This window comes from Sulfitobacter sp. (assembly GCF_036961165.1).
Taxonomy (GTDB): Bacteria; Pseudomonadota; Alphaproteobacteria; order Rhodobacterales; family Rhodobacteraceae; genus Sulfitobacter.
Genome location: NZ_JBALVJ010000002.1, coordinates 1 through 25721, shown reverse-complemented (window position 1 = coordinate 25721; position 25721 = coordinate 1). Strand labels below are relative to the sequence as shown.

Annotated in this window: 24 protein-coding genes; 14 read left to right on the top strand and 10 right to left on the bottom strand. The window is 56.7% G+C overall.

Annotated features, from left to right (window positions below; genetic code table 11):
* Window positions 1-4: 4 nt before the first annotated feature.
* Together rlmN and V7730_RS01315 are read right to left on the bottom strand one after the other, a co-directional pair.
* Window positions 5-1183 carry a 23S rRNA (adenine(2503)-C(2))-methyltransferase RlmN gene (gene rlmN / locus V7730_RS01320; protein WP_335745775.1) on the bottom strand — a complete coding sequence of 393 codons (1179 nt, stop codon included), beginning with the start codon at window positions 1181-1183 and terminating at the stop codon, window positions 5-7.
* Window positions 1184-1288: 105 nt separating this feature from the next.
* Window positions 1289-1783: an invasion associated locus B family protein gene (locus V7730_RS01315; RefSeq protein WP_443070176.1), complete on the bottom strand. Its 495-nt coding sequence runs from the start codon at window positions 1781-1783 to the stop codon at window positions 1289-1291.
* 229 nt (window positions 1784-2012) lie between these two features.
* Here V7730_RS01315 and V7730_RS01310 point away from each other — a divergent pair, with 229 nt between their 5' ends.
* Window positions 2013-2996: an asparaginase gene (locus V7730_RS01310; RefSeq protein WP_335745773.1), complete on the top strand. Its 984-nt coding sequence runs from the start codon at window positions 2013-2015 to the stop codon at window positions 2994-2996.
* 2 nt (window positions 2997-2998) lie between these two features.
* On the opposite strand, the gene serB is transcribed toward V7730_RS01310, so the two are convergent.
* Complete coding sequence (gene serB / locus V7730_RS01305) at window positions 2999-3874, bottom strand: phosphoserine phosphatase SerB (RefSeq protein ID WP_335745772.1); 876 nt, start codon at window positions 3872-3874, stop codon at window positions 2999-3001.
* A gap of 157 nt (window positions 3875-4031) precedes the next feature.
* On the opposite strand from serB, the gene V7730_RS01300 reads away from it, so the two are divergent.
* From V7730_RS01300 to V7730_RS01290, 3 genes are all read left to right on the top strand, one after another.
* The gene (locus V7730_RS01300; protein ID WP_335745771.1) at window positions 4032-5171 is read left to right on the top strand and encodes a phosphoserine transaminase; all 1140 of its coding nucleotides are present in this window, start codon (window positions 4032-4034) and stop codon (window positions 5169-5171) included.
* A 103-nt stretch (window positions 5172-5274) separates the two neighbouring features.
* Window positions 5275-6870: a phosphoglycerate dehydrogenase gene (serA, locus tag V7730_RS01295; RefSeq protein WP_335745770.1), complete on the top strand. Its 1596-nt coding sequence runs from the start codon at window positions 5275-5277 to the stop codon at window positions 6868-6870.
* A 67-nt stretch (window positions 6871-6937) separates the two neighbouring features.
* Complete coding sequence (locus V7730_RS01290; RefSeq protein WP_335745769.1) at window positions 6938-7666, top strand: metallophosphoesterase; 729 nt, start codon at window positions 6938-6940, stop codon at window positions 7664-7666.
* Here the strand turns inward: V7730_RS01290 and V7730_RS22590 are convergent.
* Complete coding sequence (locus V7730_RS22590) at window positions 7658-7885, bottom strand: phosphatase domain-containing protein (RefSeq protein ID WP_443070171.1); 228 nt, start codon at window positions 7883-7885, stop codon at window positions 7658-7660. The genes V7730_RS01290 and V7730_RS22590 overlap by 9 nt on opposite strands.
* On the opposite strand from V7730_RS22590, the gene V7730_RS01285 reads away from it, so the two are divergent.
* Complete coding sequence (locus tag V7730_RS01285; RefSeq protein WP_335745768.1) at window positions 7781-8053, top strand: hypothetical protein; 273 nt, start codon at window positions 7781-7783, stop codon at window positions 8051-8053. The genes V7730_RS22590 and V7730_RS01285 overlap by 105 nt on opposite strands.
* Window positions 8054-8074: 21 nt before the next feature.
* Here the strand turns inward: V7730_RS01285 and V7730_RS01280 are convergent, their stop codons facing one another.
* From V7730_RS01280 to V7730_RS01265, 4 genes are all read right to left on the bottom strand, one after another.
* Window positions 8075-8656, bottom strand: a complete 582-nt coding sequence (locus tag V7730_RS01280; RefSeq protein ID WP_335745767.1) for a phosphatase domain-containing protein — start codon at window positions 8654-8656, stop codon at window positions 8075-8077.
* Window positions 8657-8690: 34 nt separating this feature from the next.
* Entirely contained in the window at window positions 8691-9743 is a 1053-nt protein-coding gene (gene tdh, locus V7730_RS01275; RefSeq protein ID WP_335745766.1) for an L-threonine 3-dehydrogenase, read from the bottom strand.
* The gene (locus V7730_RS01270; protein WP_335745765.1) at window positions 9740-10927 is read right to left on the bottom strand and encodes a glycine C-acetyltransferase; all 1188 of its coding nucleotides are present in this window, start codon (window positions 10925-10927) and stop codon (window positions 9740-9742) included. Before V7730_RS01270 ends, tdh begins: the two co-directional genes overlap by 4 nt.
* Window positions 10928-11010: 83 nt before the next feature.
* The gene (locus V7730_RS01265) at window positions 11011-11577 is read right to left on the bottom strand and encodes a helix-turn-helix domain-containing protein (RefSeq protein WP_335745764.1); all 567 of its coding nucleotides are present in this window, start codon (window positions 11575-11577) and stop codon (window positions 11011-11013) included.
* A gap of 107 nt (window positions 11578-11684) precedes the next feature.
* On the opposite strand from V7730_RS01265, the gene V7730_RS01260 reads away from it, so the two are divergent.
* Window positions 11685-12863: an acetyl-CoA C-acyltransferase family protein gene (locus V7730_RS01260; protein WP_335745763.1), complete on the top strand. Its 1179-nt coding sequence runs from the start codon at window positions 11685-11687 to the stop codon at window positions 12861-12863.
* Between the two features lie 80 nt (window positions 12864-12943).
* Here V7730_RS01260 and ubiB read toward each other — a convergent pair whose 3' ends face one another.
* Window positions 12944-14476 carry a 2-polyprenylphenol 6-hydroxylase gene (gene ubiB / locus V7730_RS01255; protein WP_335745762.1) on the bottom strand — a complete coding sequence of 511 codons (1533 nt, stop codon included), beginning with the start codon at window positions 14474-14476 and terminating at the stop codon, window positions 12944-12946.
* Window positions 14477-15220, bottom strand: a complete 744-nt coding sequence (gene ubiE, locus V7730_RS01250) for a bifunctional demethylmenaquinone methyltransferase/2-methoxy-6-polyprenyl-1,4-benzoquinol methylase UbiE (protein WP_335745761.1) — start codon at window positions 15218-15220, stop codon at window positions 14477-14479.
* A gap of 81 nt (window positions 15221-15301) precedes the next feature.
* Here ubiE and mutM point away from each other — a divergent pair, with 81 nt between their 5' ends.
* The 8 genes from mutM to gyrB all read left to right on the top strand — a co-directional run bounded on the left by mutM (window position 15302) and on the right by gyrB (window position 25275).
* Window positions 15302-16153: a bifunctional DNA-formamidopyrimidine glycosylase/DNA-(apurinic or apyrimidinic site) lyase gene (gene mutM, locus V7730_RS01245; RefSeq protein ID WP_335745760.1), complete on the top strand. Its 852-nt coding sequence runs from the start codon at window positions 15302-15304 to the stop codon at window positions 16151-16153.
* 63 nt (window positions 16154-16216) lie between these two features.
* Complete coding sequence (locus V7730_RS01240) at window positions 16217-16993, top strand: enoyl-CoA hydratase (RefSeq protein WP_335745759.1); 777 nt, start codon at window positions 16217-16219, stop codon at window positions 16991-16993.
* Between the two features lie 348 nt (window positions 16994-17341).
* Complete coding sequence (locus V7730_RS01235; RefSeq protein ID WP_335745758.1) at window positions 17342-17872, top strand: hypothetical protein; 531 nt, start codon at window positions 17342-17344, stop codon at window positions 17870-17872.
* Window positions 17873-18257: 385 nt separating this feature from the next.
* A complete protein-coding gene (gene rpsT, locus V7730_RS01230) occupies window positions 18258-18521 on the top strand; it encodes a 30S ribosomal protein S20 (protein ID WP_335745757.1) in 264 nt (87 codons plus the stop codon).
* Window positions 18522-19009: 488 nt separating this feature from the next.
* Window positions 19010-20374, top strand: a complete 1365-nt coding sequence (gene dnaA, locus V7730_RS01225) for a chromosomal replication initiator protein DnaA (protein ID WP_335745756.1) — start codon at window positions 19010-19012, stop codon at window positions 20372-20374.
* A 136-nt stretch (window positions 20375-20510) separates the two neighbouring features.
* On the top strand, window positions 20511-21629 hold the full coding sequence (dnaN, locus tag V7730_RS01220; RefSeq protein ID WP_335745755.1) for a DNA polymerase III subunit beta: 1119 nt from the start codon (window positions 20511-20513) through the stop codon (window positions 21627-21629).
* 37 nt (window positions 21630-21666) lie between these two features.
* Window positions 21667-22764 (top strand): DNA replication/repair protein RecF, encoded by a 1098-nt coding sequence (gene recF, locus V7730_RS01215; protein WP_335745754.1) that lies wholly within the window; start codon window positions 21667-21669, stop codon window positions 22762-22764.
* 96 nt (window positions 22765-22860) lie between these two features.
* The gene (gyrB, locus tag V7730_RS01210) at window positions 22861-25275 is read left to right on the top strand and encodes a DNA topoisomerase (ATP-hydrolyzing) subunit B (RefSeq protein WP_335745753.1); all 2415 of its coding nucleotides are present in this window, start codon (window positions 22861-22863) and stop codon (window positions 25273-25275) included.
* Window positions 25276-25721: the final 446 nt, after the last annotated feature.

Genomic DNA, 25721 nt, shown 5'->3' with positions numbered 1-25721 from the left:
CGGCTTAACTGCGCGTCACGCCTGCTTTAGCCTCGATCTGGCGGCGTGATTTGCGCGCGCGCTCTGTCTCGGACTTGAGCTGACCACAGGCTGCCATGATATCCTCGCCGCGCGGCTTGCGCACAGGCGATGCATAGCCAGCCTTGTGCACAATGTCAGAGAACGCGCGGATACGGTTGTTGGACGAGCGTTTGTAGGGCGCGCCGGGCCATTCGTTAAATGGGATCAGGTTGATCTTGGCGGGAATGCCCTCAATCAGCTTCATCAGGCGGTGCGCGTCTTCATCACTATCGTTAATGCCGTGCAGCATCACGTATTCAAAGGTGATCCGCTCGGAGTTGGAGACCTTGGGGTACTCGCGTAGAGCATCCAGCAGCGTCTCGATGTTCCAGCGTTTGTTTATCGGGACAAGCGTGTCGCGTACTTCATCAGTGGTGGCGTGGAAGGAAACAGCCAACTGGCAGCCGATCTCTTGTGCGGTGCGCGCGATCTCCGGCACAACACCTGAGGTACTGAGTGTGATGCGGCGGCGCGACAGTTGGATACCCTCGGGGTCCATCGCGATCTTCATCGCATCGCGCACATTCTCAAAGTTATAGAGCGGCTCGCCCATACCCATCAGGACGATGTTGCTAAGCAACCGCGCTTCATATGTGCGCGTGCCGCTCTTGGGCCATTCATCCAGATCGTCACGGGCAATCATCACTTGGCCGATGATCTCTCCTGCGGTCAGGTTGCGCACCAGCTTTTGCGTACCAGTGTGACAGAACGAACAGGTCAGCGTGCAACCCACCTGAGAACTGACACACAACGTGCCGCGATCGGCTTCGGGGATATAAACCACCTCGACCTCATGCCCCCCTGCAATCCGTATAAGATACTTGCGCGTGCCGTCGGTGCTGACCTGCTTAGTCACGACCTCCGGCACCTCCACCACGAAATGCGCGGCCAAATCGGCGCGGAAGGCTTTGCTAAGGTTGGTCATCGCCTCAAAGTCACGCACACCCCAGTTGTAGATCCACTGCCAAATTTGACCGACCCGCATCTTGGCCTGCTTTTCCGGTGTTCCGATGGCGATGAGCGCATCGCGCATCGCCTCACGGGTCATGCCCACAAGGTTCGCCGGACCTTCTGGCAGTTTACGCGGGATGGTGTGAACGTCTTGGGTGATCGGTGCAGACATGGGATCTATTCCTAACAGGGGCTGAGCGTCATATAGGTGCTTGTCGCCCAAAATGAAAACAGCCCCGCCGGTAAGGGCAGGGCCGCATAGTCGAAGTGAAGAAAATTAGCCGCCGCAGCGCTTCGCTGCGTCTTCAACCGCCGCGGTGAAACCCAGCAGCGAGAAGGTGTCTTCGGTCTGTGTGCCGCGGCCGGAACGGCCCGTCAGCTTTGCATCTGAGCCACGCTTCATTGCGGCGATAATTTTGGTATCATCTGCCGTGGTCGCAGGCCATGCCCACTCCCCTTCGGTAAACAGCTCAAGGGTGCTGCCGGAAATATCCAAGGTTACTGTAGATCCGCTGGCGAACGGATAACCGCCGGTAAACGCGACCTGCCCATTGGCGCCCGCGCTTGGACGATAGAACACCATCAACAGCGTTTGGCCGCGGTTGACCGCAACAACCCGCCCATCACGGGAGTTGACCGATTGCTTGGGCGTGGACACCCCCCAACACTCGGTCGGGTTATCCTCGACAAAGACACTCCAATCCGTCTGCGCTGCAACGCGGTTGGTGCTCTGGCTCTGCGCCGACACCCCGTTCGCGCTAAGGCCCACCATCACTGCGGCCGCCAAACCTGTTCTCAAAAATGCCATCTGTCCAACTCTCCAGCCGTCTCGTTGCCTCAATACTTTATACAGAACCAAGCCGTGGCCGCTTTTCTCCGGGCCATTCTATTGCAATGGTTTGCGTTCTACTCGACAACAAGCATCATAACGCGAAAGACGCGAGTGGCGAAACCCCGCATTGGCAGGTTTTCGCCCATATTACCGCCAAAAGGAACCATCTATGACCGCTCCTGCACCCTTCGCCGAAATCTGGCGTGGCCCATTTCTTGAAAGCGTCCATTCCGGTCACGCTGTGATTTGCGATTCCACGGGCCAGATTATCGAAGCATGGGGCGACCCAACTACAGTAGTCCTACCGCGCAGTTCGTCCAAGATGATCCAAGCTCTGCCGCTGGTGCGCTCAGGTGCAGCGGATGCCTTCGGGCTGACCACGAAACAACTGGCGCTGGCCTGTGCGTCCCATCAGGGCGCGCACATCCACGTAGACAATGTTGGCGCGTGGATCAAAGAACTGGGCCTGACCGATGATGACTTATGCTGCGGCCCCGAAGAATCCCGCGATCGTACGATGCGGGACGGACAAATCCGCGCGCACGAAAGCCCCTGCCGCATCCACAACAACTGCTCGGGCAAGCATGCGGGCTTCCTGACGCTTACCCGCCATTTGGGCGCAGGGCCAAACTATGTGGCACCCGACCATCTTGTTCAAAAGGCATGCCTTGAAGCGTTCGAGGATGTCACACAGGAAACAAGCCCCGGCTTTGGCATCGATGGATGCTCAGCCCCGAATTACGCTGCGACGCTGCACGGCATTGCCCGCGCCATGGCCCATTACGCCGCAGCACCCGAGGGCAGCGCCGAAGCACGCCTACATCAGGCCATGCGCCTGCACCCCGAGCTGGTCGCTGGTGAAGGCCGCGCCTGCACCGAGTTGATGCGTGCGTGTGACGGCAAGGTAGCCCTAAAAACCGGCGCTGAGGGCTTCTTTATCGCGATCATTCCAGAGCGCGGGATCGGCATCGCGCTGAAAGCCGCCTGTGGCACCACCCGCGCCGCAGAGGCCGCACTTGCCGCGCTTCTGGTACGCTTGGGCGTGCTGGATGCGAACCATCCGGCGACGCTCAAACGGATCAATGCCCCGATAAGGAACTGGGACGGCCTGACAACGGGCGTGCTGAAACCAGCAGCAGGACTGCTGGCCTAAGATCAGAAAACGAAATCAGCTTTCGCATAGCCCTGCACGAAAAGCAGGGCTGTGAGATCGCCAAAATTAATCCGCACATTGCACTGCGCAGCCACGCTTGTCTTAGCATGGAGGGCAACGCCCATGCCGGCCCGTGTCAGCATGCCCAGATCATTAGCGCCATCACCAACCGCGATCACGTCTGCCTCACCGAGATTCAGCCGCGCCGTGATCTCTTCCAGCGCGTCAACCTTGGCCTGCTTGCCCAAAATCGGCAAACCAACTTCGCCAGTAAGCTCACCATCCACAACCAACAGCGTATTTGCACGATTCTCATCAAAGCCCAGCTCTATCGCGACTCGTGCGGTGAAAGCGGTGAACCCGCCTGACACCAGCGCCGCATAAGCGCCGTGCGCCTTCATCGTGGCCAGCAAAGTCTTCCCACCGGGCATCATGGTGATCCGCTCGGCCAGAACTTTGCCAATCACGCTTTCAGGCAGGCCTTTGAGCAGCCCGACACGTTCGCGCAGTGCGCCGTCAAAATCCAGTTCTCCGTTCATGGCTCGGGCAGTGATGTCTTTCACCCGCGCACCTACGCCTGCTTCATCGGCCAGCTCATTGATGCACTCCTGCTGGATCATTGTGCTGTCCATATCCGCCAGCAGTATCTTCTTGCGGCGGCCCTCGCTGGGGACAATAACCAGGTCAACGCCCATCGACTGACAAGTCTCCCAAACCTCCCAAAAGTTCTCTGGCATCACTGTCAAAGTGAACTCCGCCGCCTCGTCGGGGCTGAGCCAGATCGCGTCACCGCCACCCCACGCATTGCGCAGCGATTCAACCAAAGCGGGGTCAAGATTGCACCGCGTTGGCGCGGCAAGAAGAACGGCAGTGAACATGTGTAAGTTTCCGATCAGCGTCATTGGTGTCGCAAAAAGCCGACAGGGTGGCGGTTTACCCCCAAATCTCCGCTTGTGCCAGAGCTGAACGGGCCGTAAACCCATCCTTGGGACACCCTTCCCCAACGAAGGGCGATTATCTGAGAGGATAGCATCAATGGCTATTACTGCACCGGCAACGCGGCCGACTAATCCGCGTTTTTCTTCTGGCCCCTGTGCCAAACCCCCTACATTTGATCTAGCAAAGCTCGCAGGCGCGCCTCTGGCTCGCAGCCACCGTGCTGCTCCTGGCAAGGCAAAACTGCTGGAAGCGATCGAAACCACGCGCGAGATTCTCGGCGTGCCAGACGATTACAAGATAGGCATCGTGCCCGCCTCTGATACCGGCGCTTACGAGATGGCGATGTGGAACCTGCTGGGTGAACGCCATGTAGAGATGCTCGCATGGGAAAGCTTCGGCTCTGGCTGGGTTACCGATGCGCTTAAGCAACTCAAGATCGAAGCGACTGAAAAGACCGCCCCTTATGGCGAGATCGTTGATCTAGCTGGCGTGAACTTCGACAACGATGTTTGCTTTACCTACAACGGCACCACTTCCGGTGTGCGCGTACCTGCATCTTTCGACATCCCCGCAGATCGCGCTGGCCTGACGCTGTGTGATGCGACTTCTGCCGCGTTTGCAATGGACCTTCCTTGGGACCGTCTGGATGTAACAACCTTCAGCTGGCAGAAAGTGCTTGGCGGCGAAGCGGCCCACGGCATGATTATCCTCAGCCCGCGCGCGGTTGAGCGGCTGGAAAACTATACACCTGCATGGCCCCTGCCCAAGATTTTCCGCCTGACCAAAGGCGGCAAGCTGATCGATGGCATCTTCAAAGGTGAGACGATCAACACGCCATCCATGCTGTGTGTCGAAGATTACCTTTTTGCACTGGAGTGGGCGCAGTCCGTAGGCGGGCTTAAAGGTCTGATCGCACGTGCAGACGCTAACACAGCCGCGATTACCGCTTTCGTCGAAGCACACGACTGGATTCATTTTCTTGCAGTCGATCCGGCAACCCGGTCGAACACGTCCGTTTGCCTGAAGTTCGCCGACCCGCGGATCACCGATGGTGCCGCATTCGCCAAAGCTGTTGCAAAACGTCTGGCGGATGAAAACATCGCACTGGACATCGGCGCCTACCGCGATGCGCCTGCAGGCCTGCGCATCTGGTGTGGCGGAACGGTCGAGACAAGCGACATCGAAGCGATGTTGCCGTGGCTCGACTACGCCTTCAACGCTGAACTCAACGCATAATACGTCTCCTGCGCTTCAGGACGGTCCTCGCCTCAAACAGCGAAGACAGCCCGAGGGGCAGGTTGAAGTTCCCCATTTTCAAATTCTTCGAAGGACCGATCACATGGCTCCCAAAGTACTCATCTCCGACAGCCTCAGCGACGCTGCTGTTCAAATTTTTAAAGACCGCGGCATCGACGTGGACTTCCAGCCCAACCTTGGCAAAGACAAAGACGCGCTGATGACGATCATTGGCAACTACGATGGCCTTGCCATCCGCTCTGCCACCAAAGTAACCGAGAAAATCCTTGCCGCTGCGCCGAACCTCAAGGTCATCGGCCGCGCCGGTATCGGTACAGACAACATCGACAAAGACGCCGCCTCCAAGCAGGGTGTGATTGTCATGAACACGCCTTTCGGCAACATGATCACAACCGCCGAGCACGCCATCGCGATGATGTTCGCTGTCGCGCGCCAGATCCCCGAAGCATCTGCGTCCACCCACGCAGGCAAGTGGGAGAAATCCAAATTCATGGGTGTTGAGCTGACCGGCAAAACACTGGGCGTGATCGGCGCGGGTAACATCGGCGGCATCGTGTGCGACCGTGCACGTGGACTGAAGATGAAAGTCGTGGCCTATGACCCCTTCCTCGGTGAAGAGAAGGCCACCAAGATGGGCGTGGAAAAGGTTGAGCTGGACGAACTGCTCAAGCGTGCCGACTTCATCACACTTCACGTCCCCTTCACCGAGCAGACTGCAAACATCCTGAGCCGTGAAAACCTAGAGAAGACCAAGAAGGGCGTGCGCATCATCAATTGTGCCCGTGGTGGTCTGGTTGACGAAGAAGCGCTGGCCGATCTGCTTAAATCCGGCCACGTTGCCGGCGCGGCGTTCGACGTGTTCAAGGTTGAGCCAGCGACAGAGAACCCGCTGTTTAACCTGCCCAACGTAGTCTGCACACCGCACCTTGGTGCCGCGACAACCGAAGCGCAGGAAAACGTTGCGCTGCAAGTGGCCGAACAGATGTCGGATTATCTGCTGACCGGCGCAGTGAGCAACGCGCTCAACATGCCGTCCGTCACTGCTGAAGAAGCACAAGTCATGGGTCCATGGCTGAAGCTGTCAGGCCATCTGGGTGCTTTCATCGGTCAGCTGACAGACGAGCCGATCAAGGCGATCAACATTCTCTATGACGGTGCTGTTTCTGAAATGAACCTTGATGCGCTGAACTGCGGCGTGGTTGCGGGCATCATGAAGCGGGCCAATCCAGACGTGAACATGGTTTCTGCCCCTGTTGTCGCAAAGGAAAAAGGCATCCAGATTTCCACGACAAATCAGGACAAATCCGGCGTCTTTGATGGCTACATCAAAGTGACTGTCGTGACCGAAAAGCGTGAGCGTTCTATCGCGGGCACCGTATTCTCTGATGGCAAGCCACGGTTCATCCAGATCAAGGGCATCCAGATCGACGCCGAAGTGGGGCGTCACATGGTCTATACCACCAACGAAGACGTGCCCGGCATCATCGGTACGCTGGGCCAAACAATGGGTGAGAACGGCGTGAACATCGCCAACTTTACTCTTGGCCGCGCCGCCGTGAAAGGTGAGGCGATCGCGCTCCTGTATGTGGATGAGCCTGTTCCGGCGTCAGTTGTGAAGAAGCTGCACGACACCGGCATGTTTAACCAGATCAAGCTGCTGGAATTCGATGTTGCTTAACGCTATCGATAGATGACCACAAAGGCGCGGCTCTGACAGGGTCGCGCCGTTTTTATTTGGAGCGAGTATGACCAGACCCATCTATGCTATCGGTGATATCCACGGCCAACTTGACGCACTTGTTGGTGCCCTAGAGCTGATTGAACAAGTCGGTGGGACAGATGCGGAGATCGTCTTTATCGGCGACTATACGGATCGTGGTCCGGCCTCCGCTGCCGTGCTGGACCTGCTGATTGAGGGTATCGCTGCCGGCAAGAATTGGCACTGCCTCAAAGGCAATCATGACCGCATGTTCAGCTGGTTCATGCGCGATTATCCGCAGCATGACGCGTATCTGCCGATCCATCTCTATTGGCTGCACCCGCGTCTGGGTGGCGACACAACGATGGCATCTTACGGCGTCGAGATGAAAGAGACCAACCGTCAGATTGAAGTCCATGCGCTGGCCAAGGCTGCCGTTCCGCAGGCGCATATAGACTTTCTGAATAATCTCGCCCTGAGCTATCAGACAGAGCATCTGTTCTTTGCCCACGCCGGCATCAAAACCGGCGTGCCGCTGGACGAACAGACCGAGCATGATCTGCTCTGGATACGCAAAGAGTTTCACGTCGACACTCGTGACCACGGCAAAGTGGTGGTGCATGGCCACACTCCGGTTGAGTCAGTCACGAACTACGGCAATCGGTTGAACCTCGATGGCGGTGCAGGCTATGGCAATCCGCTGGTGCCAGTTGTGTTCGAAGGCCGGTCGTGTTGGACGCTGACAGATGCAGGGCGAGTCCCGCTGCTACCTTAAGTGCGAGCCTGCGCGATCTGCTCTAGAATTTGCGACGCAATCCCGCGCGTTGTAGACGTTAACACCTGAACTGCGGATCTCCTCCATCGCGGCGCAGCTCTCGCTGTCGGGTCCGTGGCCTGGTTCACGCAGAACAACCGCAACGACACGCCCCGGATGGCGACGCACCGCATCGCGATAAACAAACGCGTCGTGCTGGCCGGTATCACCAACCAACACGAATTCCAGCGCGGGGTTGGCTTACATCAACAGATCAATTGCGCCGCCCTCGTGATCACCATGCGTACCAGTCACGAATTGAGATGGGCTGAGGCCCAGATCGCGCAGAAACATCGGACCGAGAAGCAAACCAGCACGCGCAAACACGAGCGTCAGGAAATGGTGTAGATTCCACGGACTGGAGCTAACTTAGTAAATCGGATTACGTCCCGCCTCACCCAGCGCACTCATAAAATGCACAGCATCTGGAAAGACCCGCCGCGTCAGGGCGTTGCCAGTCAGGGAAGTCCGCAGGTTGCGCCACAGCGCATAGGCCCCCGTATGAAGCATCGTGTCGTCGATATCGCTGATGACGCCGAACCTAGCGTCGACCTGCGGCACCAAGACAGGGCAATCCGCCTCTACCTGTTGATCGCTGAGCGTTACAGCCACCTCTGGCCAGCCTGACCCGTGGTTCCGAGGAATGCGCAGGGTGAAATACCCCTCCTCATCTGTCACTCCCTTCACGCCCATTACCTCAACGTTGACACCTGCGACTTCATCCGTCATGAAGAGTGACAGCATCTGCCTGAAGTTCAGCCACTTCGACTGTAGCGGGGCAGCACTATTGCGGCGCAGGGACGCGAGAACGCGGCCACGCACCACCAGCGCATCCGGTTCAGCGTAGCCGATGTAGGGCTCAATAATGCGGCGGGGTTCGCGCTGTCCGCGCAGACGATCCAACAGCGCTTCGACGCGCCAAGCGGCGCCATGAAAAATCTCTTTGATCATGGGACCAGAACGCGCCCAACGCTGCTTTGGTTCATCACAACGCTAAACAGCCCGTCCAATCCAGCACGACCTTACCTGATGAACCGCCCCGCATCGCGGCGAAACCTGCCTCGAAATCATCTGCACTAAAGCGGTGCGTAATGACGGCAGAAACATCCAGACCATTCTCAAGCATGGCGATCATCTTGTACCACGTCTCGAATATTTCGCGGCCATAGACGCCTTTCAGGGTGATGGCCTTAAAGACGATGCGGCTCCAATCCACGGGGCTCTTGCCCGGGGGAATACCCAGCATCGCGATGCGTCCACCCATAGTCATCGCCTCGACCATTTGGTCAAGCGCGCGCTGGTTGCCCGACATCTCAAGCCCCACGTCAAAGCCTTGCTTCATCTTGAGCCGCGCGATCACATCACGCAAATCTTCTGTGCGCACGTCGACCGGCACCACATCCGCCACCTTCTGCGCAAGCGCCAAACGATCCGGATTGATATCTGTGATCACCACGTGGCGGGCACCCACATGGCGCGCAACTGCGGCGGCCATGATGCCAATGGGTCCGGCACCGGTGATCAACACATCCTCGCCTATCAAATCAAAGCTCAGCGCGGTGTGGACTGCGTTGCCCAACGGATCAAGGATAGCGCCGATATCATCGCTGACCTCATCAGGCAGCGGCACAACATTGAAAGCAGGCAGCCGCAGGTATTGAGCAAAAGCCCCCTGTTCGTTCACGCCGATGCCCCGTGTGGCGGGATCAAGGTGGAACTTGCCAGCACGGCTTTGCCGCGAGATCTTTCCAATCAAGTGGCCCTCGCCGGAGCAGCGCTGCCCCAGCGACAGGCCTTCGACATTGCGGCCCAGCTCGACAATCTCGCCTGCGAATTCATGTCCTGTAATCATGGGAACTGGGATGGTGCTTGCCGCCCATTCGTCCCAGTTCCAGATATGCACGTCGGTTCCGCAAATGCCGGTCTTGTTGATCTTGATCAGCACATCGTCTGGCCCGATTTCAGGCACAGGCGCCGTGATGGCCCACAGCCCTTCGCGGGCGTGCAGTTTGGACAGCGCTTTCATCTGGTTGGTCATTTTAGCACTCCACAAGCTTTGCCAGCCACCTCAAATGCGGCCAACGCGCGGTCCAGCTCTTCGCGGGTCAGGGCAGCGTTCATCTGTGTGCGAATTCGCGCCTGACCGCGGGGGACGACCGGAAAGAAGAAGCCGCTGACGTAGACACCTTCCTCGAACAAGCGTGCGGCCATATCCTGCGCCAGCTGCGCCTCGCCCAGCATGACAGGGACAATCGGGTGTTCACCGGGGAGAAAGTCGAATCCGAGCCGCTCCAATCCCGCGCGCCAGTAGCGGGTGTTTTCAAAAAGCTGTTCGCGCAGAGCGTCGCCTTGCACGACCAAATCCAGCGCCTTGATCCCAGCCGCCACGATCGACGGGGGCAGCGAGTTGCTGAACAGATAGGGCCGCGCGCGCTGGCGTAGCAGATCAATCACGGGCTGCGGTCCGGCGATGTAGCCACCAATCGCCCCGCCCAGCGCCTTGCCCAGCGTGCCTGTCAGAATGTCCACCTCAACGCCTGCATGGGCGGGCGTGCCGGCCCCTTGCGGCCCCATGAACCCAGTCGCGTGGCAATCATCCACCATGACCATGGCGTCATATTTCTTGGCCAGCGCTGTGATGTCCGTCAGATTGGCAAGTGTGCCATCCATGCTGAACACACCGTCAGTGGCGATCAGAACAAACCGCGCACCTTCATCCCGCGCAAGCTTTAGCTGACCTTCAAGGTCGGTCATGTCGTTATTTGCGTAGCGGTAGCGCCTTGCCTTGCACAAGCGGATGCCATCGATGATCGACGCATGATTAAGGGAGTCCGAGATGATTGCATCCTCTGGCCCGAACAGGGGCTCAAACAAGCCGCCGTTGGCGTCAAAGCAAGCCGCGAAGAGAATCGAATCGTCCTTACCTAAGAACGCTGCCAGCTTTCGCTCTAGCTCGCGGTGAATGTCTTGCGTGCCGCAGATGAAGCGTACAGACGCCATGCCAAAGCCCTTTGGCCCCATCGCACCCTGAGCAGCAGCGATCAGATCAGGATGGTCGGCAAGGCCGAGGTAGTTATTCGCACACAGGTTAATGACCGTGCGACCGCCCACTTGAACCTCCCCGCCCTGAGGAGACGTGATCATCCGCTCGCGCTTCATCATCCCGTCCGCTTCGATTTGCGCAAGGGTGTCTATCACTTGGGCAAGGTAGGCATTGGTCATGAGAATCTCCTATGTTGGAGATATATCTATCATAACGGATGCTCTTCCGAAATAGAGGATTTCCGGTATCGCGGATTTTTGCCTCAGGCGTCCTGAACCACCAGAAAAGCCCGCACAGGCCCATCCACGGCAGCGATCGCGTGCGCTACATCGGCGGAGTAGCGTGCTGTATCTCCAGCGTGCAAACGGCTGACGGCATCCGCGCTTGTGACATCCACTGTTCCTTCAAACACGCTTAGGTGTTCACGTGCGCCGCGGGTATGCGGTTTACTATCAAGCTTGCCACCTTCGGCGATCAAAAGCTCGTAAACCTCATGACGGCCTGCCTCCTCGGGCGGCGAAAGGATGCGAATACGGCATCCAGTGCCGAGGTTGCTGATGGTGGGGACTGCCGCGCTGCGCAGGGTTTCGATGCGTGCAGGTTCAGCGGCGGCGTCCAGCAGGCCAGCAAAATCCACCTGCAAGGCGCGGGTGAGATTCCACAGTGTCGCGATGGTGGGGCTGCTTTCACCCCGCTCAATCTGGCTAACCATCGAACGGCTCACACCAGACAGTTTAGCAACCGCGTCCAATGATAATCCCTGTACACGCCGCGTCTCTTTCAGGCGGGCGGGTAACTGGGTAAGAATGGTGTCATCAGTATCCGTCATAGCGGATACTTGTGCGCGTGAGGGCATGCTTGTCAATGACGGAACGTCGTAGCTGACAAGGACGCGACGGCTTTCTAATCTGCGCGGAATATCTTGGGAGAGAAATCATGTCGGACGATATCGTAATTCTGGGCGGTGCACGCACTGCCATTGGTACCTTTGGTGGTGCGCTTGCTGGTACGCCTGCAACTACATTGGGCGCGAAAGTGGCCCGAGAGGCGCTCAAACGTTCGGGCGTAGACGCAGCACAGATCGGTCATGTGGTCTTTGGTAATGTGATCAACACCGAGCCGCGTGACATGTACCTTAGCCGTGTGGCCGCGATGGAAGCGGGTGTGCCAGACGCGGTTCCTGCCATGAACGTAAACCGTCTGTGCGGATCTGGTGTGCAGGCCATCGTGTCAGCCGTCCAGTCGCTTATGCTGGGCGATGCAGATTTTGCGCTGGCTGGTGGCGCCGAAAGCATGAGCCGCGCACCCTACATCATGCCCGCAGCGCGCTGGGGTCAGAAGATGGGCGATGTGGCCACGCTCGATATGTTGCTGGGCACGTTGAACTGCCCGTTCGGGACTGGACACATGGGCGTCACCGCTGAAAACGTCGCGGGCGAACATGACGTGAGCCGTGAGGAGCAGGACGCCTTTGCCATGCTGTCGCAAGAGCGCGCAGCGGCGGCTATCGAAGCGGGCCATTTCGCCGAACAGATCGTGCCGGTAGACGTGCGCATAGGACGCGACACCGTTGCTTTCGCGGTGGACGAGCATCCCAAATCCACCACGCTCGAAAAGCTTGGCGGTCTGCGTCCAGTATTCAAGAAAGACGGCTCTGTCACGGCGGGAAATGCGTCCGGTATTAATGACGGCGCGGCTGCACTTGTCCTCGCGCGTGCCTCATCGGCCGCTGCCAGCGGACTTCGTCCTTTGGCGCGCATCATCGGCTATGCGCACGCAGGTGTTCGGCCTGAGGTCATGGGGATTGGCCCCATTCCTGCCGTGACCAAGCTGTTTGAAAAAACTGGTCTGACGGCAGATGATTTCGACGTCATTGAAAGCAACGAAGCTTTTGCCTCACAGGCATTGGCAGTGAGCAAGGCGCTGGGCTTTGATCCGGCGCGGGTCAATCCGAATGGTGGTGCAATCGCTTTGGGACACCCAGTGGGCGCAACGGGCGCGATCATCACAATCAAAGCGCTTTATGAATTGCAACGTACAGGCGGCAAGCGCGGATTGATCACCATGTGTATTGGTGGCGGTCAGGGCATTGCGCTGGCGATTGAGCTTATCTGATAGCGCGAACCATTTCGTCAGGGTGGCAGGGCATCGAACCCTATCGCCCTGCCACAGACTATTTTCAGCCTAAATATGGATCAGGTCAGCGCATCAATCAGAGCAATGACACCTGTTGCCGCGCCTGCACCAATAACGGCAGCAAGGGCAAGATAACGTTTGAACGGCTTGCGCGCAGGCGGCAAAGCGTCCGCCTGACGGATCAGGGCCGCTTCGACAAGCGCTGGCAGGCGTGGACCAAAGCGTGAAAGCACGCGCGCAGTCTTGGTCAGATCATTGATCACCGCCTTGGGGCCGATGGATTTGGTGATGTAATCCGTTACGATCGGCGCCGCGACTTGCCAGATGTTCATATGCGGATTGAGCGAGCGGGCAACGCCTTCGACCACAACCATAGTACGCTGCAATAGGATCAACTCGGTCCGGGTTTCCATACCAAATCGTTCCGTTACCTCGAACAGGTACGCCAGCAGGCGGGCCATGGAAATGCGGTCGGCGTCCATGCCGAAGATAGGCTCCCCTACAGCACGCAAGGCACGGGCGAATTCGTCGACATCTTTATCCGCCGGCACATAGCCCGCTTCGAAGTGAACTTCGGCCACGCGCTTATAATCCTTGCGGATGAAGCCATAGAGAATTTCTGCGTAGACGCGGCGGGTGTATTCATCGATGTGGCCCATGATGCCGAAATCGAATGCGATGATGTTGCCGTTTGCGGCGACCTTGAGGTTGCCTTGATGCATGTCGCCATGGAAATAGCCATCTCGCAACGCGTGCTGGAGAAAGAGGGCTAGAATACGTTCTGACAGTTCAACGCGGTCGTGGCCCGCAGCATCAATGGCCGCGTTGTCACCCATAGGGACACCTTCGGCCCAGCCCAGCGTCATCACGCGGCGCGCCGAGTAATCCCATTTGATCTTCGGCAGCTCGAACCCGGGATCGTCTTTGGTATTGGCGGCGTATTCGGACGCAGCGGAGGATTCCAGCCGCAAGTCCAGTTCACCGCGGACCACGCCATCAAAGTGCTCAATGACATCCATCGGGCGCAAACGGCGGGAGCCGGGTGAGAAGATCTCAACCATACGAGCGGCGAGATAGAAGGCATCGACATCCTTGCGGAAGGCTTTTTCGATACCGGGCCGCAGGACTTTGACGGCTACCTCTTCGCCGGTGCTGTGCAGACGAGCTTTGTGCACTTGCGCGATGGAGGCGGCGGCGACAGGTTCGCTAAATTCGGAAAATATGACGTCTACGGGCTGACCAAGCTCTTTCTCGACTTCGGCCTTGGCAACCTCGACGGGGAAGGCGGGCAGTTGGTCCTGAAGAACACGCAATTGCAGCGCCATTTCGTCCCCAACCACGTCAGGACGGGTCGAAAGGATCTGGCCAAATTTGATATAGGCAGGGCCTAGGGCCGTAAGCGCGCGGGTCGCAGGCTGTAGAGTGGGGTCACCTTTATAGCCTAAAGGTTTAAATGGAACCGCAAGAGCACGGGCGACAAATCGGACAGCCTTGGGTGCTTCAAACGCATCCAGAACAAAATTCATCGCGCCGGTACGCTCCAGCGTGGCGCCAGTACGGATCAGACGCCAGATATTGTGGGGACCACGCATTTAGATTTTCCAGCCTGAATGAAGAGCGGCAATACCCATGGTCAGGTTCCGGTACTTTGCATTCTCGAATCCAGCTTCGCGCACCATGCCAAGGAATGTATCCTGTTCAGGAAAGTTACGGATGGATTCGACGAGGTACTGATAACTGTCGCGGTCATTTGCAATCATCTGCCCCATGCTCGGGATGACGTTGAAGCTGTACAGGTCATATGCCTTTTGCATCATCGGATTCGGCAGTTGAGAGAACTCCAACACCATCAAGCGACCGCCCGGCTTAAGAACGCGGTAAGCCTCGTTCAGGGCAACTTGCGGCCGCGTCACGTTCCGGATACCGAATGAAATAGTGTAGACGTCGAATGTGTTGTCTTCGAAAGGCAGGTCCATCGCATCGCCCACAACCCAATCAAGGCTGTCTTGCATCGCTTCGGCTTCGGCGCGCTTGCGGCCTTCGATCAGCATGCCTTCGGTCAGGTCACATACCGTCGCGTGACCACGGCCTGCGCGCTTAAGAAACTTAAAGGACACATCACCTGTACCACCAGCCACATCGAGCAGCTTTTGACCGGGTCGCGGCGCGAGCCAGTCCATCATCGCCTCTTTCCAAACGCGGTGGATGCCCATGCTCATGACATCATTCATGATGTCGTATTTGTTGGCGACATCCGTGAAGAGGCTGCGGACCTTGCCCGCTTTCTCGTCCTCGCGGATGGTTTGAGCACCAAAATGGGTGGTCTTGTCGGTCATGGGCTTGGTCCTGATCTTGTCTATGACGGGATATAGCCTCAGAACAGCAGATACAAACCGCCATTTGCCGCAGGAGCCATCATGCCGGAGTTACCCGAAGTCGAAACCGTCCGCCGCGGGCTGGCCCCCGTGATGGAGGGCGTGGTGATTAGCCGTGCCGATGTGAACCGGCCCGACTTGCGCTGGCCTTTTCCAGAGCGGATGGCAGAGCGGCTAACCGGTCAACGGGTGGAGCGGCTGCGGCGGCGGTCCAAGTACATCCTTGCCGATCTTAGCTCTGGTGAAACGCTATTGGTCCATCTGGGGATGTCAGGGCGGATGCTGGTGTCTGGCGATCCCGTGGGTAACTTCGTTCACGAACACCCAGCGGCGGAAAAGCACGACCATGTCGTCTTTCATATGGAGAACGGCGCGCGGATCACCTTCAACGACCCGCGCCGCTTTGGTGCGATGGATTTGATGACGACCGCAACTGCACATGAACATAAGCTGCTGGCCGTGCTGGGACCGGAGCCTTTGGGCAATGATTTTCACGAGGCGATTCTCTGCAACGCGTTCGAAGGGCGCAATACACCCGTCAAATCGGCGCTGCTGGACCAGCATATTGTTGCCGGATTGGGCAATATCTATGTCTGCGAGACTCTTTTCAGGGCGGGAATCAGCCCCAAGCGCAAGGCGGGACATATTGCCACACCACGGGTCGCGGCGTTGGTTCCGATCATTCGCACCGTGCTGAAAGAGGCTATAGAGGCAGGCGGGTCGTCTTTGCGCGATTTTCGCCAAGCCGATGGAGAGCTTGGATATTTCCAACACTCCTTTGACGTTTACGGAAGGGAAGGCGCTCCCTGTCGGCGGGACGGGTGTGAAGGTACCATTGCGCGCATCGTGCAATCGGGGCGCTCCTCTTTCTACTGTCCAGTATGTCAAAGATAGCTTGAACCGTATCGCGCGCATGTTATGCAAGCACGTCAGAGCAACAGCAAAGGGCCGCATCAAATGGCTTATGAAACGATCATCCTCGACGTCGAAAACCATGTGGCAACGGTAACGCTTAACCGGCCCGATGCGTTGAACGCGCTGAATGATCAGTTGATGACCGAGCTGGCAGATAGCCTCAAGGCTTGCCAGGACAACGACAAGGTGCGCTGCATCATCATTACCGGTTCTGAAAAGGCATTTGCCGCCGGTGCCGACATTGCGATGATGAAGGAAAAATCCTTTGTTGACGCGTTCTCTGGCGATCTTTTCACCGCAGAGACAGACCAGATCATGCGGATCCGAAAGCCTATCATCGCGGCAGTATCCGGTTATGCGCTGGGCGGCGGCTGTGAGCTGGCGATGATGTGTGACTTTATTATCTGCTCCGAGACCGCGAAATTCGGCCAGCCTGAAATCAACCTTGGTGTTGTTGCGGGCATTGGCGGCACCCAGCGTCTGACGCGGATCGTGGGCAAGTCCAAGGCGATGGACATGAACCTGACGGGCCGCTTTATGGATGCGGATGAGGCAGAGCGATCCGGCCTTGTCTCGCGCGTTGTGCCCGTGAAGAAGCTGATTGATGAAGCACAGGCCGCCGCGCAGAAGATCGCCGAGAAATCGATGATCTCCGTCATGGTTGTGAAAGAGTCCGTGAACCGCGCCTACGAAGTGCCACTGCGCGAAGGCCTGCTGTTTGAACGCCGCATGTTCCACGCGCTGTTTGCCACCGAAGATCAGGAAGAAGGCATGGGCGCGTTTCTTGAGAAGCGCGAAGCGCAGTTCAGAGATCGCTGAAGGCGGCCGCGCCCTGCAAGGAATTTTTCAGGGGCAAAAGCGCCGCTTATTTCTCCCGCACGAACATGTGCTTTTCGTCCGCCCGGTCAGCGGCTTCAGCAGTGTAATCCGAAAAAACCGCAGGGCGACCGGCCGATCTTTTCGGGACTTGGCTAAATTGACCTGTGATAAACGCTTCCAAGCACAGGCATCAGTCAGATAGCTTTGGATTCTTGCTGAATGCGTCAAGCCGTCATATGCAAAAGTAGAAACCTGAACCACCAGTAGCTATAGATATTACCGAAGTCGTTTGAGAACGGTGTTGGTAATATGTCATATGAGCAGTAAGCTTACGGAATGGAAAACCTCATGCTCAAACTCCGCAAACTAATTCTCATACTTATCCTTCTGTGCCCGAGCATAGCTGTGGCAGAAGCGATCGAGCAATTTGAAGGGACGTACGAAGGTGAGGCCGAGTTCGTTTTTGAGGGCAAGACTGAACGCCGGGACATGAGCACAACGATTACGGCAACCAAGAACGGCTTTATCTTGAGCTGGACGTCCGTGAGCTACAAAAGCAATGACCGCATTAAATCCAAGACCTACACAATTGAGTTCGTGCCTAGCTCTCGGGATAATATCTATAAGTCTGCGATGAAGAACAACCTGTTCGGGAAGGCGACTCCGCTTGATCCGCTACGGGGCGAACCGTTTGTCTGGGCTCGATTCGAGGGCGACACCCTTTCTGTATTTTCTCTGTTTATCAACGATATAGGAGATTATGAGATGCAGGAATTTCACCGCACCTTGGTGGATGAAGGGCTGGATCTGGTATTTAGACGGATACATGATGCGAAGGCCGAAAAAGAAATCCGAACCATCTTGGTACGTGTGGATTGAGGCCTAGGCACCAAGTTTTGCGATTCCTGTCACAGCTTTATCAGGTCACTTTTTCAAGGCATTGTTGCAATCACGGCTATCCAACTTCGTCTCTGAGACATGTCACAGTATGCTTCCGGCTGGGTAGGTTCAGGCCCATCTTCCGCGAAACCCAAACGCTCAGAAAGCAGTCACGAGTTGCATTCCAGACTTCTCATGAAGTCGGCCCGAACCGCACGTTCGCAGCGATGCAACACAGTCGCCTTTACAAACCCGCCCAAATCCCGCTATAGGCCCCCTCATACATGCGCGTGCAGCCCGCTCAGGCTAGAATCACCTATCGGTGTCCTCCCATGCGGGAGCGGTTGCACGCTTTGACACGATATTAATTGATAGGATGATCCTCATGGCAAATACCCCACAAGCGAAAAAACGCGCCCGCCAGAATGAAAAGCGTTTCACAGTCAACAAAGCACGTCGTTCGCGCATCCGCACGTTCCTGCGCAAAGTTGAAGAAGCAATCGCATCGGGCGTAAAGGAAGATGCCGTTACGGCACTTCGCGTAGCACAGCCAGAACTGATGCGCGGCGTGACCAAAGGCGTCTATCACAAGAACACAGCATCGCGCAAAATGTCGCGCCTTGCCTCGCGGGTCAAAGCAATCGTTTAATACCCCGACAAAGCTATTTTATTCAGGCGTCACCATTGGTGGCGCCTGTGTTGTTTTTGGGCCCCCATTCACAGGCCCACGAGATTCTTTTTCAGCAAAGTCCGAGTCAACAAATAAGTTATGTTGAACCGTCAGGCGCGGCCTTGGTAGTTAGGGTGAGCGAGTCACATCGCGGGGGGACAGACCCGATCATCTGAAGCTATTTTGCTAGAGGTAGCCAAACGATAAGAAGGTCTCTTTCCATACCCGATCGGGGCATTGGAAAGAGTTGCAGATGCTGCTGCCAGCACATTTGCCTGTCACGATTTAAAACGGTGTCGTTCGATTATTTTGGTGCGTTTTCGCGCCTAGGTGTCGCGTGCACTTTAGTTATTGTCCGATGGACTGGGCCGGCTTCCGAGGGACCGGAAGGCCTGCTTTGTCTATTCGGTTGATCAGGTCGGGGTATTGTCGCAGTCGGCGGCGTAAATGATGACGGTGGGTAAAGAATGACACGCGACGAATGGGGCAACGTTAAGCAACGACTTCTAAAGACAGTTGGGCAGAACAACTATACGACCTGGATTGATCCCTTGCTGCTTGGCTCTTCGCAGGCTGGCATCGCGACCGTAAATGTACCAACGACGTTCTTTGGTAACTACGTAAGCCAGAATTTCGCCGACCTGATTCTGCATGAGATGAAAGCCTTTGACAGTTCGCTGTCTCGTTTGAATTTCGAAGTGGCTGGCATAGCGGCCAAACCCGCGACGCGCCAAACCGATGCCATCACCGCTCCACGTGCTGCTACGCCCAAAGCGGCCAGCACGACATCTCCCTATACCGCGCCGCTGGAAAGGCGTTTTTCGTTTGATACCTTTGTCGTCGGGAAACCGAACGAACTGGCCCACGCTGCCGCGCGCCGCGTGGCCGAAGGTGGTCCGGTTACGTTTAATCCGCTGTTTTTGTATGGCGGCGTAGGGCTTGGTAAAACCCACCTGATGCACGCGATCGCGCAAGAGCTTCAGGCCCGTAAACCAGAGCTGAACGTTCTTTACCTGTCCGCCGAGCAGTTTATGTACCGCTTTGTGCAAGCGCTCCGTGACCGCAAGATGATGGACTTCAAAGAGATTTTCCGCACAGTTGACGTACTGATGGTGGATGATGTCCAGTTCATCGCCGGCAAAGACAGCACGCAAGAAGAGTTCTTTCACACCTTCAACGCGCTTGTAGACCAGCATAAACAGATCATCATCTCTGCCGACCGTGCGCCTCAGGACATCAAGGACCTTGAAGATCGTGTGAAGTCGCGCCTGCAATGCGGTCTGGTCGTGGACTTGCACCCTACTGATTACGAGCTCCGCCTCGGAATCTTGCAAACCAAGGTCGACACCCACCGCGCCTCCTATCCCGAGCTGGAAATGGAAGACGGCATCTTGGAATTCCTCGCCCATCGCATCTCTACCAACGTGCGGGTACTTGAAGGCGCATTGACGCGACTGTTTGCATTTGCATCTCTCGTGGGTCGGCGCATTGATATGGAATTGACGCAAGACTGTCTTGCCGATGTGCTGCGCGCCTCCGAGCGTAAAATCACCGTTGAAGAAATTCAGCGCAAGGTTTCGGATCACTACAACATCCGTTTGTCGGATATGATCGGGCCAAAGCGCTTGCGCAGCTATGCCCGCCCTCGTCAGGTCGCGATGTATCTGTGCAAACACATGACCAGCCGGTCCCTGCCAGAAATCGGTCGCCGGTTTGGCGGGCGTGACCACACGACCGTCATGCACGGCGTCAAACGCATTGAAGAGCTCAAAGTCTCCGATGGTCAAATCGCCGAAGATCTGGAGCTTTTGCGCCGCGCGCTCGAAGGTTAAGCCCTTAAAGATGCAGCGATGCCACAGCGTAGCCCTTGACGGGGCTGCGTTTTAGGTCTGTGGTTCGTTAAGTCTTGTGATTGAGCGGGAAGCGGGTAGTTTGCCCCTCCCGACCCTGTGAAGTGGAGATAGTCAAATGAAATTCAGCATCGAACGCGCCGCGTTGCTTAAGGCCGTCTCGCAGGCGCAATCCGTGGTTGAGCGGCGTAATACAATACCGATCCTTGCGAACGTTCTGATCGAGGCCGAAGGCAACGAAGTGTCTTTCCGCGCAACCGATCTGGACATCGAAGTGGTCGACAAAGCCAACGCTCTTGTAGAGCGCTCCGGTGCGACCACGGTAGCCGCGACAACGCTGCATGAGATTGTCCGCAAGCTGCCTGATGGCGCGATGGTGTCCCTGACAGCCGACACCGCTGCCGGCCGCCTGACAGTAGAAGCAGGCCGCTCCAACTTCTCGCTCGCGACATTGCCCAAGGAAGATTTTCCAGTGATGGCGTCGTCGGAGTATGCCTCAAATTTCTCGGCAAACGCGGCGGTGCTGCGGCGCCTATTCGACAAGTCCAAATTCGCAATTTCGACCGAAGAAACACGGTATTACCTAAACGGTGTATATATGCACATCGCTGACGGTGATGGCGGCAAAATGCTGCGCTGCGTGGCAACTGATGGTCACCGTCTGGCCCGCATCGATGCGGATATGCCCGAGGGTGCCGCTGATATGCCCGGCGTAATTGTTCCGCGTAAAACCGTAGGTGAGCTGCGCAAGCTGTTAGAAGACGACGATATGAAAATCGCCGTATCTGTATCAGAGACAAAGGTCCGCTTTGCCACACCACAGATCACGCTTACATCCAAAGTTATTGACGGCACCTTCCCCGACTACACACGTGTCATCCCGCAAGGGAACACCCGCAAGCTTGAGGTGGACGCCGCAGACTTCGCCCGTGCTGTTGACCGTGTGGCAACCGTAAGCTCAGAGCGTTCTCGCGCCGTGAAGCTGCAATTAGACGAGGATCGCCTGATCCTTTCCGTCAACGCGCCTGACAGTGGCGCCGCCGAAGAAGAGCTGGCCGTAGCCTATAGCGATGAGCGATTGGAGATTGGTTTTAACGCGAAGTACCTCCTTGAGATTGCATCTCAAGTTGATCGCGAGAACGCCGTGTTCCTTTTCAACTCTTCGGGTGACCCAACCCTGATGCGTGAGGGGAATGACACCTCGGCGATTTATGTTGTCATGCCAATGCGTGTGTAAGGCGCTCCGGAATTTCCAAAAATTCCGGCACTTATAAATGGCTGGTCTCTATCTTTCCAATTTGACGCTTTCGCATTTCCGCTCTCACAAGAGGGCGGTGATCGAAGTAGATGCGCGACCTGTGGCCATTCATGGCGACAATGGTGCGGGCAAGACCAATATACTTGAAGCAATCTCACTGCTCTCACCCGGTCGCGGACTGCGCCGTGCAAGTGCCGAAGATATGATTCGCCGCCCCGAAGCGTTGGGCTGGAAGATCACCGCTTTACTGCACGGCCCATTGGGCGTGAGCGAGATTGAGGTCATTTCTGAAAAAGGCGCCGCGCGGCAAGTGCGCATTGATGGCAAACCCACCGCGCAGACCGCTCTTGGTCGTATCGCGCGTGTGCTTTGGCTGATCCCCTCAATGGACCGGCTTTGGATCGAAGGGGCCGAAGGGCGGCGGCGGTTTCTTGACCGCATGACGCTCAGCTTTCTGCCAGACCACGCTGAAATATCGCTTGGGTTTGAGAAATCTATGCGTGAACGCAACCGATTGCTAAAGGATATGGTACGAGAGCCATCGTGGTACGCCGCGCTAGAGGCGCGGATGGCGGAAACAGCCGTGGCGATCCACCACAACCGTCTTCACGCGCTTGCTGCGCTTGAGAAGGCGCAAGAAGCGGCAGAGACCGCCTTTCCCACAGCAACACTCACACTGGAATGTGAGATGCCGGACGATGTGGAGGCGATGCGCGCGGCCTTGGCAGGCAACCGGATGCGGGACCTGTCGGCGGGGCGCACGTTGATCGGTCCACACCGTGCGGATCTGCATGGCGTGTTCGCAGCAAAAAGTGTTCCTGCGCGCGACTGCTCAACCGGTGAGCAGAAGGCACTGCTTGTCTCGTTGATTCTCGCCAATGCCCGCGCGCTCGCCGCTGATTTTGGCGCGCCACCGCTGTTGCTGTTGGATGAAGTCGCAGCACATTTGGATGCGGGGCGTCGCGCAGCCCTTTATGACGAGATTATAGCGCTTGGCGCGCAGGCGTGGATGACCGGCACCGAGGACGGACTTTTTGAGGCGATGGGCGGCCGCGCGCAGACCCTTTTGGTCAGCGAAACCGACGGGATTTCAGCCGTTTCAGCGCCCGCCTGATCATCGCCTCAGGTCACCATAAAATCTTGTGTCATTCGCGTGACAATCCGGCCCGAAAACCGTATATTTAGCGAATTGAAAAACAGGATCAACGACATGTCCGAGACAGAGCAGAAACCAGAAGAATACGGTGCAAATTCCATCAAGGTTCTCAAAGGCTTGGAGGCCGTTCGAAAGCGTCCGGGTATGTATATCGGTGATACCGATGACGGCTCTGGCCTGCACCATATGGTCTATGAAGTTGTGGACAACGGTATCGACGAAGCACTTGCCGGTCATGCGGACCACGTAGCCGTCACCATCCACGAGGACAGCTCGGTTTCCGTCTCTGATAACGGTCGCGGCATTCCTGTAGGCATCCATGAAGGAGAAGGCGTTTCAGCAGCCGAGGTCATCATGACCCAGCTGCACGCGGGTGGTAAGTTCGACAGCAACTCCTACAAGGTATCCGGTGGCCTACACGGCGTTGGCGTATCCGTTGTAAACGCTTTGAGCGACTGGCTGGAGTTGCGGGTCTGGCGTGAAGGCAAAGAACACATCGCACGGTTTGAGGGCGGCTTTACCACCAAGCACCTTGAGACTTTGGGCGATACAGACCGGACAGGCACCGAAGTTCGCTTCCTTGCTTCCACTGATACATTCTCGAACCTTGAGTATTCTTTCGAAACGCTGGAAAAGCGTCTGCGTGAACTGGCATTCCTGAACTCTGGCGTGAAGATCATCCTGCGCGACGAGCGTCCGACCGAAGCGTTGGAATCCCTGCTGTGTTACGATGGTGGCGTTAAGGAGTTCGTAAAATACCTCGACCGCCACAAATCCTCGATCCTGCCAGAACCGATCTTTATCACAGGCGAAAAGGACGACATCGGCGTTGAGGTCGCGATGTGGTGGAACGACAGCTACCACGAGAACGTCCTGCCGTTCACCAACAACATCCCACAGCGCGATGGCGGCACGCATATGGCAGGTTTTCGTGGCGCGCTAACACGGACGATCAACAACTACGCACAAAGCTCTGGCATCGCAAAGAGGGAGAAGGTCTCCTTCACTGGCGATGACGCGCGTGAAGGCCTGACATGTGTGCTTTCCGTCAAAGTACCTGATCCCAAGTTCTCCTCCCAGACCAAGGACAAGCTGGTAAGCTCCGAAGTGCGCCCGGCTGTAGAAGGCCTGGTAAGCGAAAAGCTGGCCGAATGGTTTGAAGAGAATCCTCAGATCGCCAAGATCGTTGTGGGTAAAATCATCGAAGCTGCCCACGCCCGTGAAGCGGCGCGTAAGGCGCGTGACCTGACGCGGCGCAAGACAGCGATGGATGTGAACTTCCTTGCTGGCAAGCTCAAGGATTGCTCAGAAAAAGACCCGTCCAAAACCGAAGTCTTCCTCGTGGAGGGTGACTCTGCCGGTGGATCCGCCCAAACGGGTCGTGATCGTCAGACACAGGCCATTCTGCCGCTTAAGGGTAAGATCCTCAACGTTGAGCGCGCGCGATTTGATCGCATGCTCGGTTCTCAGGAGATCGGGAACCTTGTGATGGCGCTTGGCACTGGCATTGGCCGGGATGAGTTCAACATCGCAAAGCTGCGGTACCACAAGATCGTTATCATGACGGATGCGGACGTGGACGGTGCGCACATCCGGACGCTTTTGCTCACGTTCTTCTACCGTCAGATGCCACAGTTGATCGAAAACGGTCACCTCTACATCGCGCAACCGCCGCTTTACAAAGTGTCGCGCGGAAAATCAGAGGTCTACCTAAAGGATCAGGCCGCGATGGAAGAATACCTGATCCAGCAAGGCATCGACGGTGCGATGTTGCGGCAAGGCAATGGCGAGGAAATCGGCGGTCAGGATCTGGCGCGCGTGGTGGATTATGCCCGCCAGATGCGCCGCGTCTTGGAAGCTTTCCCGACACATTATCCCCGTCACATCCTTGAACAGGCCGCCATTGCCGGCGCGTTCGTCCCCGGCGCGGTAGAGCAGGATTTGCAAGGCGTCGCGGATAAAGTCGCTACGCGCCTGAACTTGATCGCCCTAGAATACGAGCGTGGTTGGCAAGGTCGAATTACGCAGGACCACGGTATCAAACTGGCCCGTATGCTGCGCGGCGTTGAAGAAGTACGCACGCTGGATGGCAAAATGCTGCGCGGCGGTGAAGCCCGCAAATCAGGCACCTTCACCGAGCACTTGCAGGACGTCTATAACCTGCCGGCGACTTTAGTTCGTAAAGACCGCAACCAGTTGATCCATGGCCCCATGGACCTACTCAACGCGATATTTGCCGAAGGAGAAAAGGGCCTGTCCCTTCAGCGCTACAAAGGTTTGGGAGAGATGAACCCTGACCAGCTGTGGGAAACCACTCTCGATCCGGATGCACGGACGTTGCTGCAAGTGCGGGTAGAAGACATGGCCGAAGCAGACGACCTGTTCACGAAGCTTATGGGCGATGTGGTTGAGCCACGTCGCGAATTCATCCAGCAGAACGCGCTGAACGTCGAAAATCTCGACTTCTAAGGTTTTGTAGGGAAGCACATAAAATTGCGCGGCGCGTATAATATTGCGCGTCGCCGATAGTGTTTTGGAAGCTGAAACCGTATTTATAAAATAGCTTACGTGGTTCCCCCCAAGATACCCAACTTAGGGGTCTGCGCCAATTTCGCGAATCCCTTTCAAACCCGAGTGAACCTTCAAACCAACCTTTGGTCAGTCTGTGGCCATTGCCTATGAAAGCGCAGACGTGGTTTATAACCCCCTCCGTCGTAAATAGGCTTTTGGATTCAACACCATATCTTACAAAAGCGTTCACCAAAGGCGATTTCGAAGTGAGACCTGCGGTTCTCTGGTTTTAATCTTCAAAGTGCCAAAAAGGGCGGAGAGCTGTCATTCGCTGCGGAATGCACCGAGGTTGTTGAATGTCACTGAGAGCTGACCCGGTAGCCCCATAAATTGTCACTGAGAAT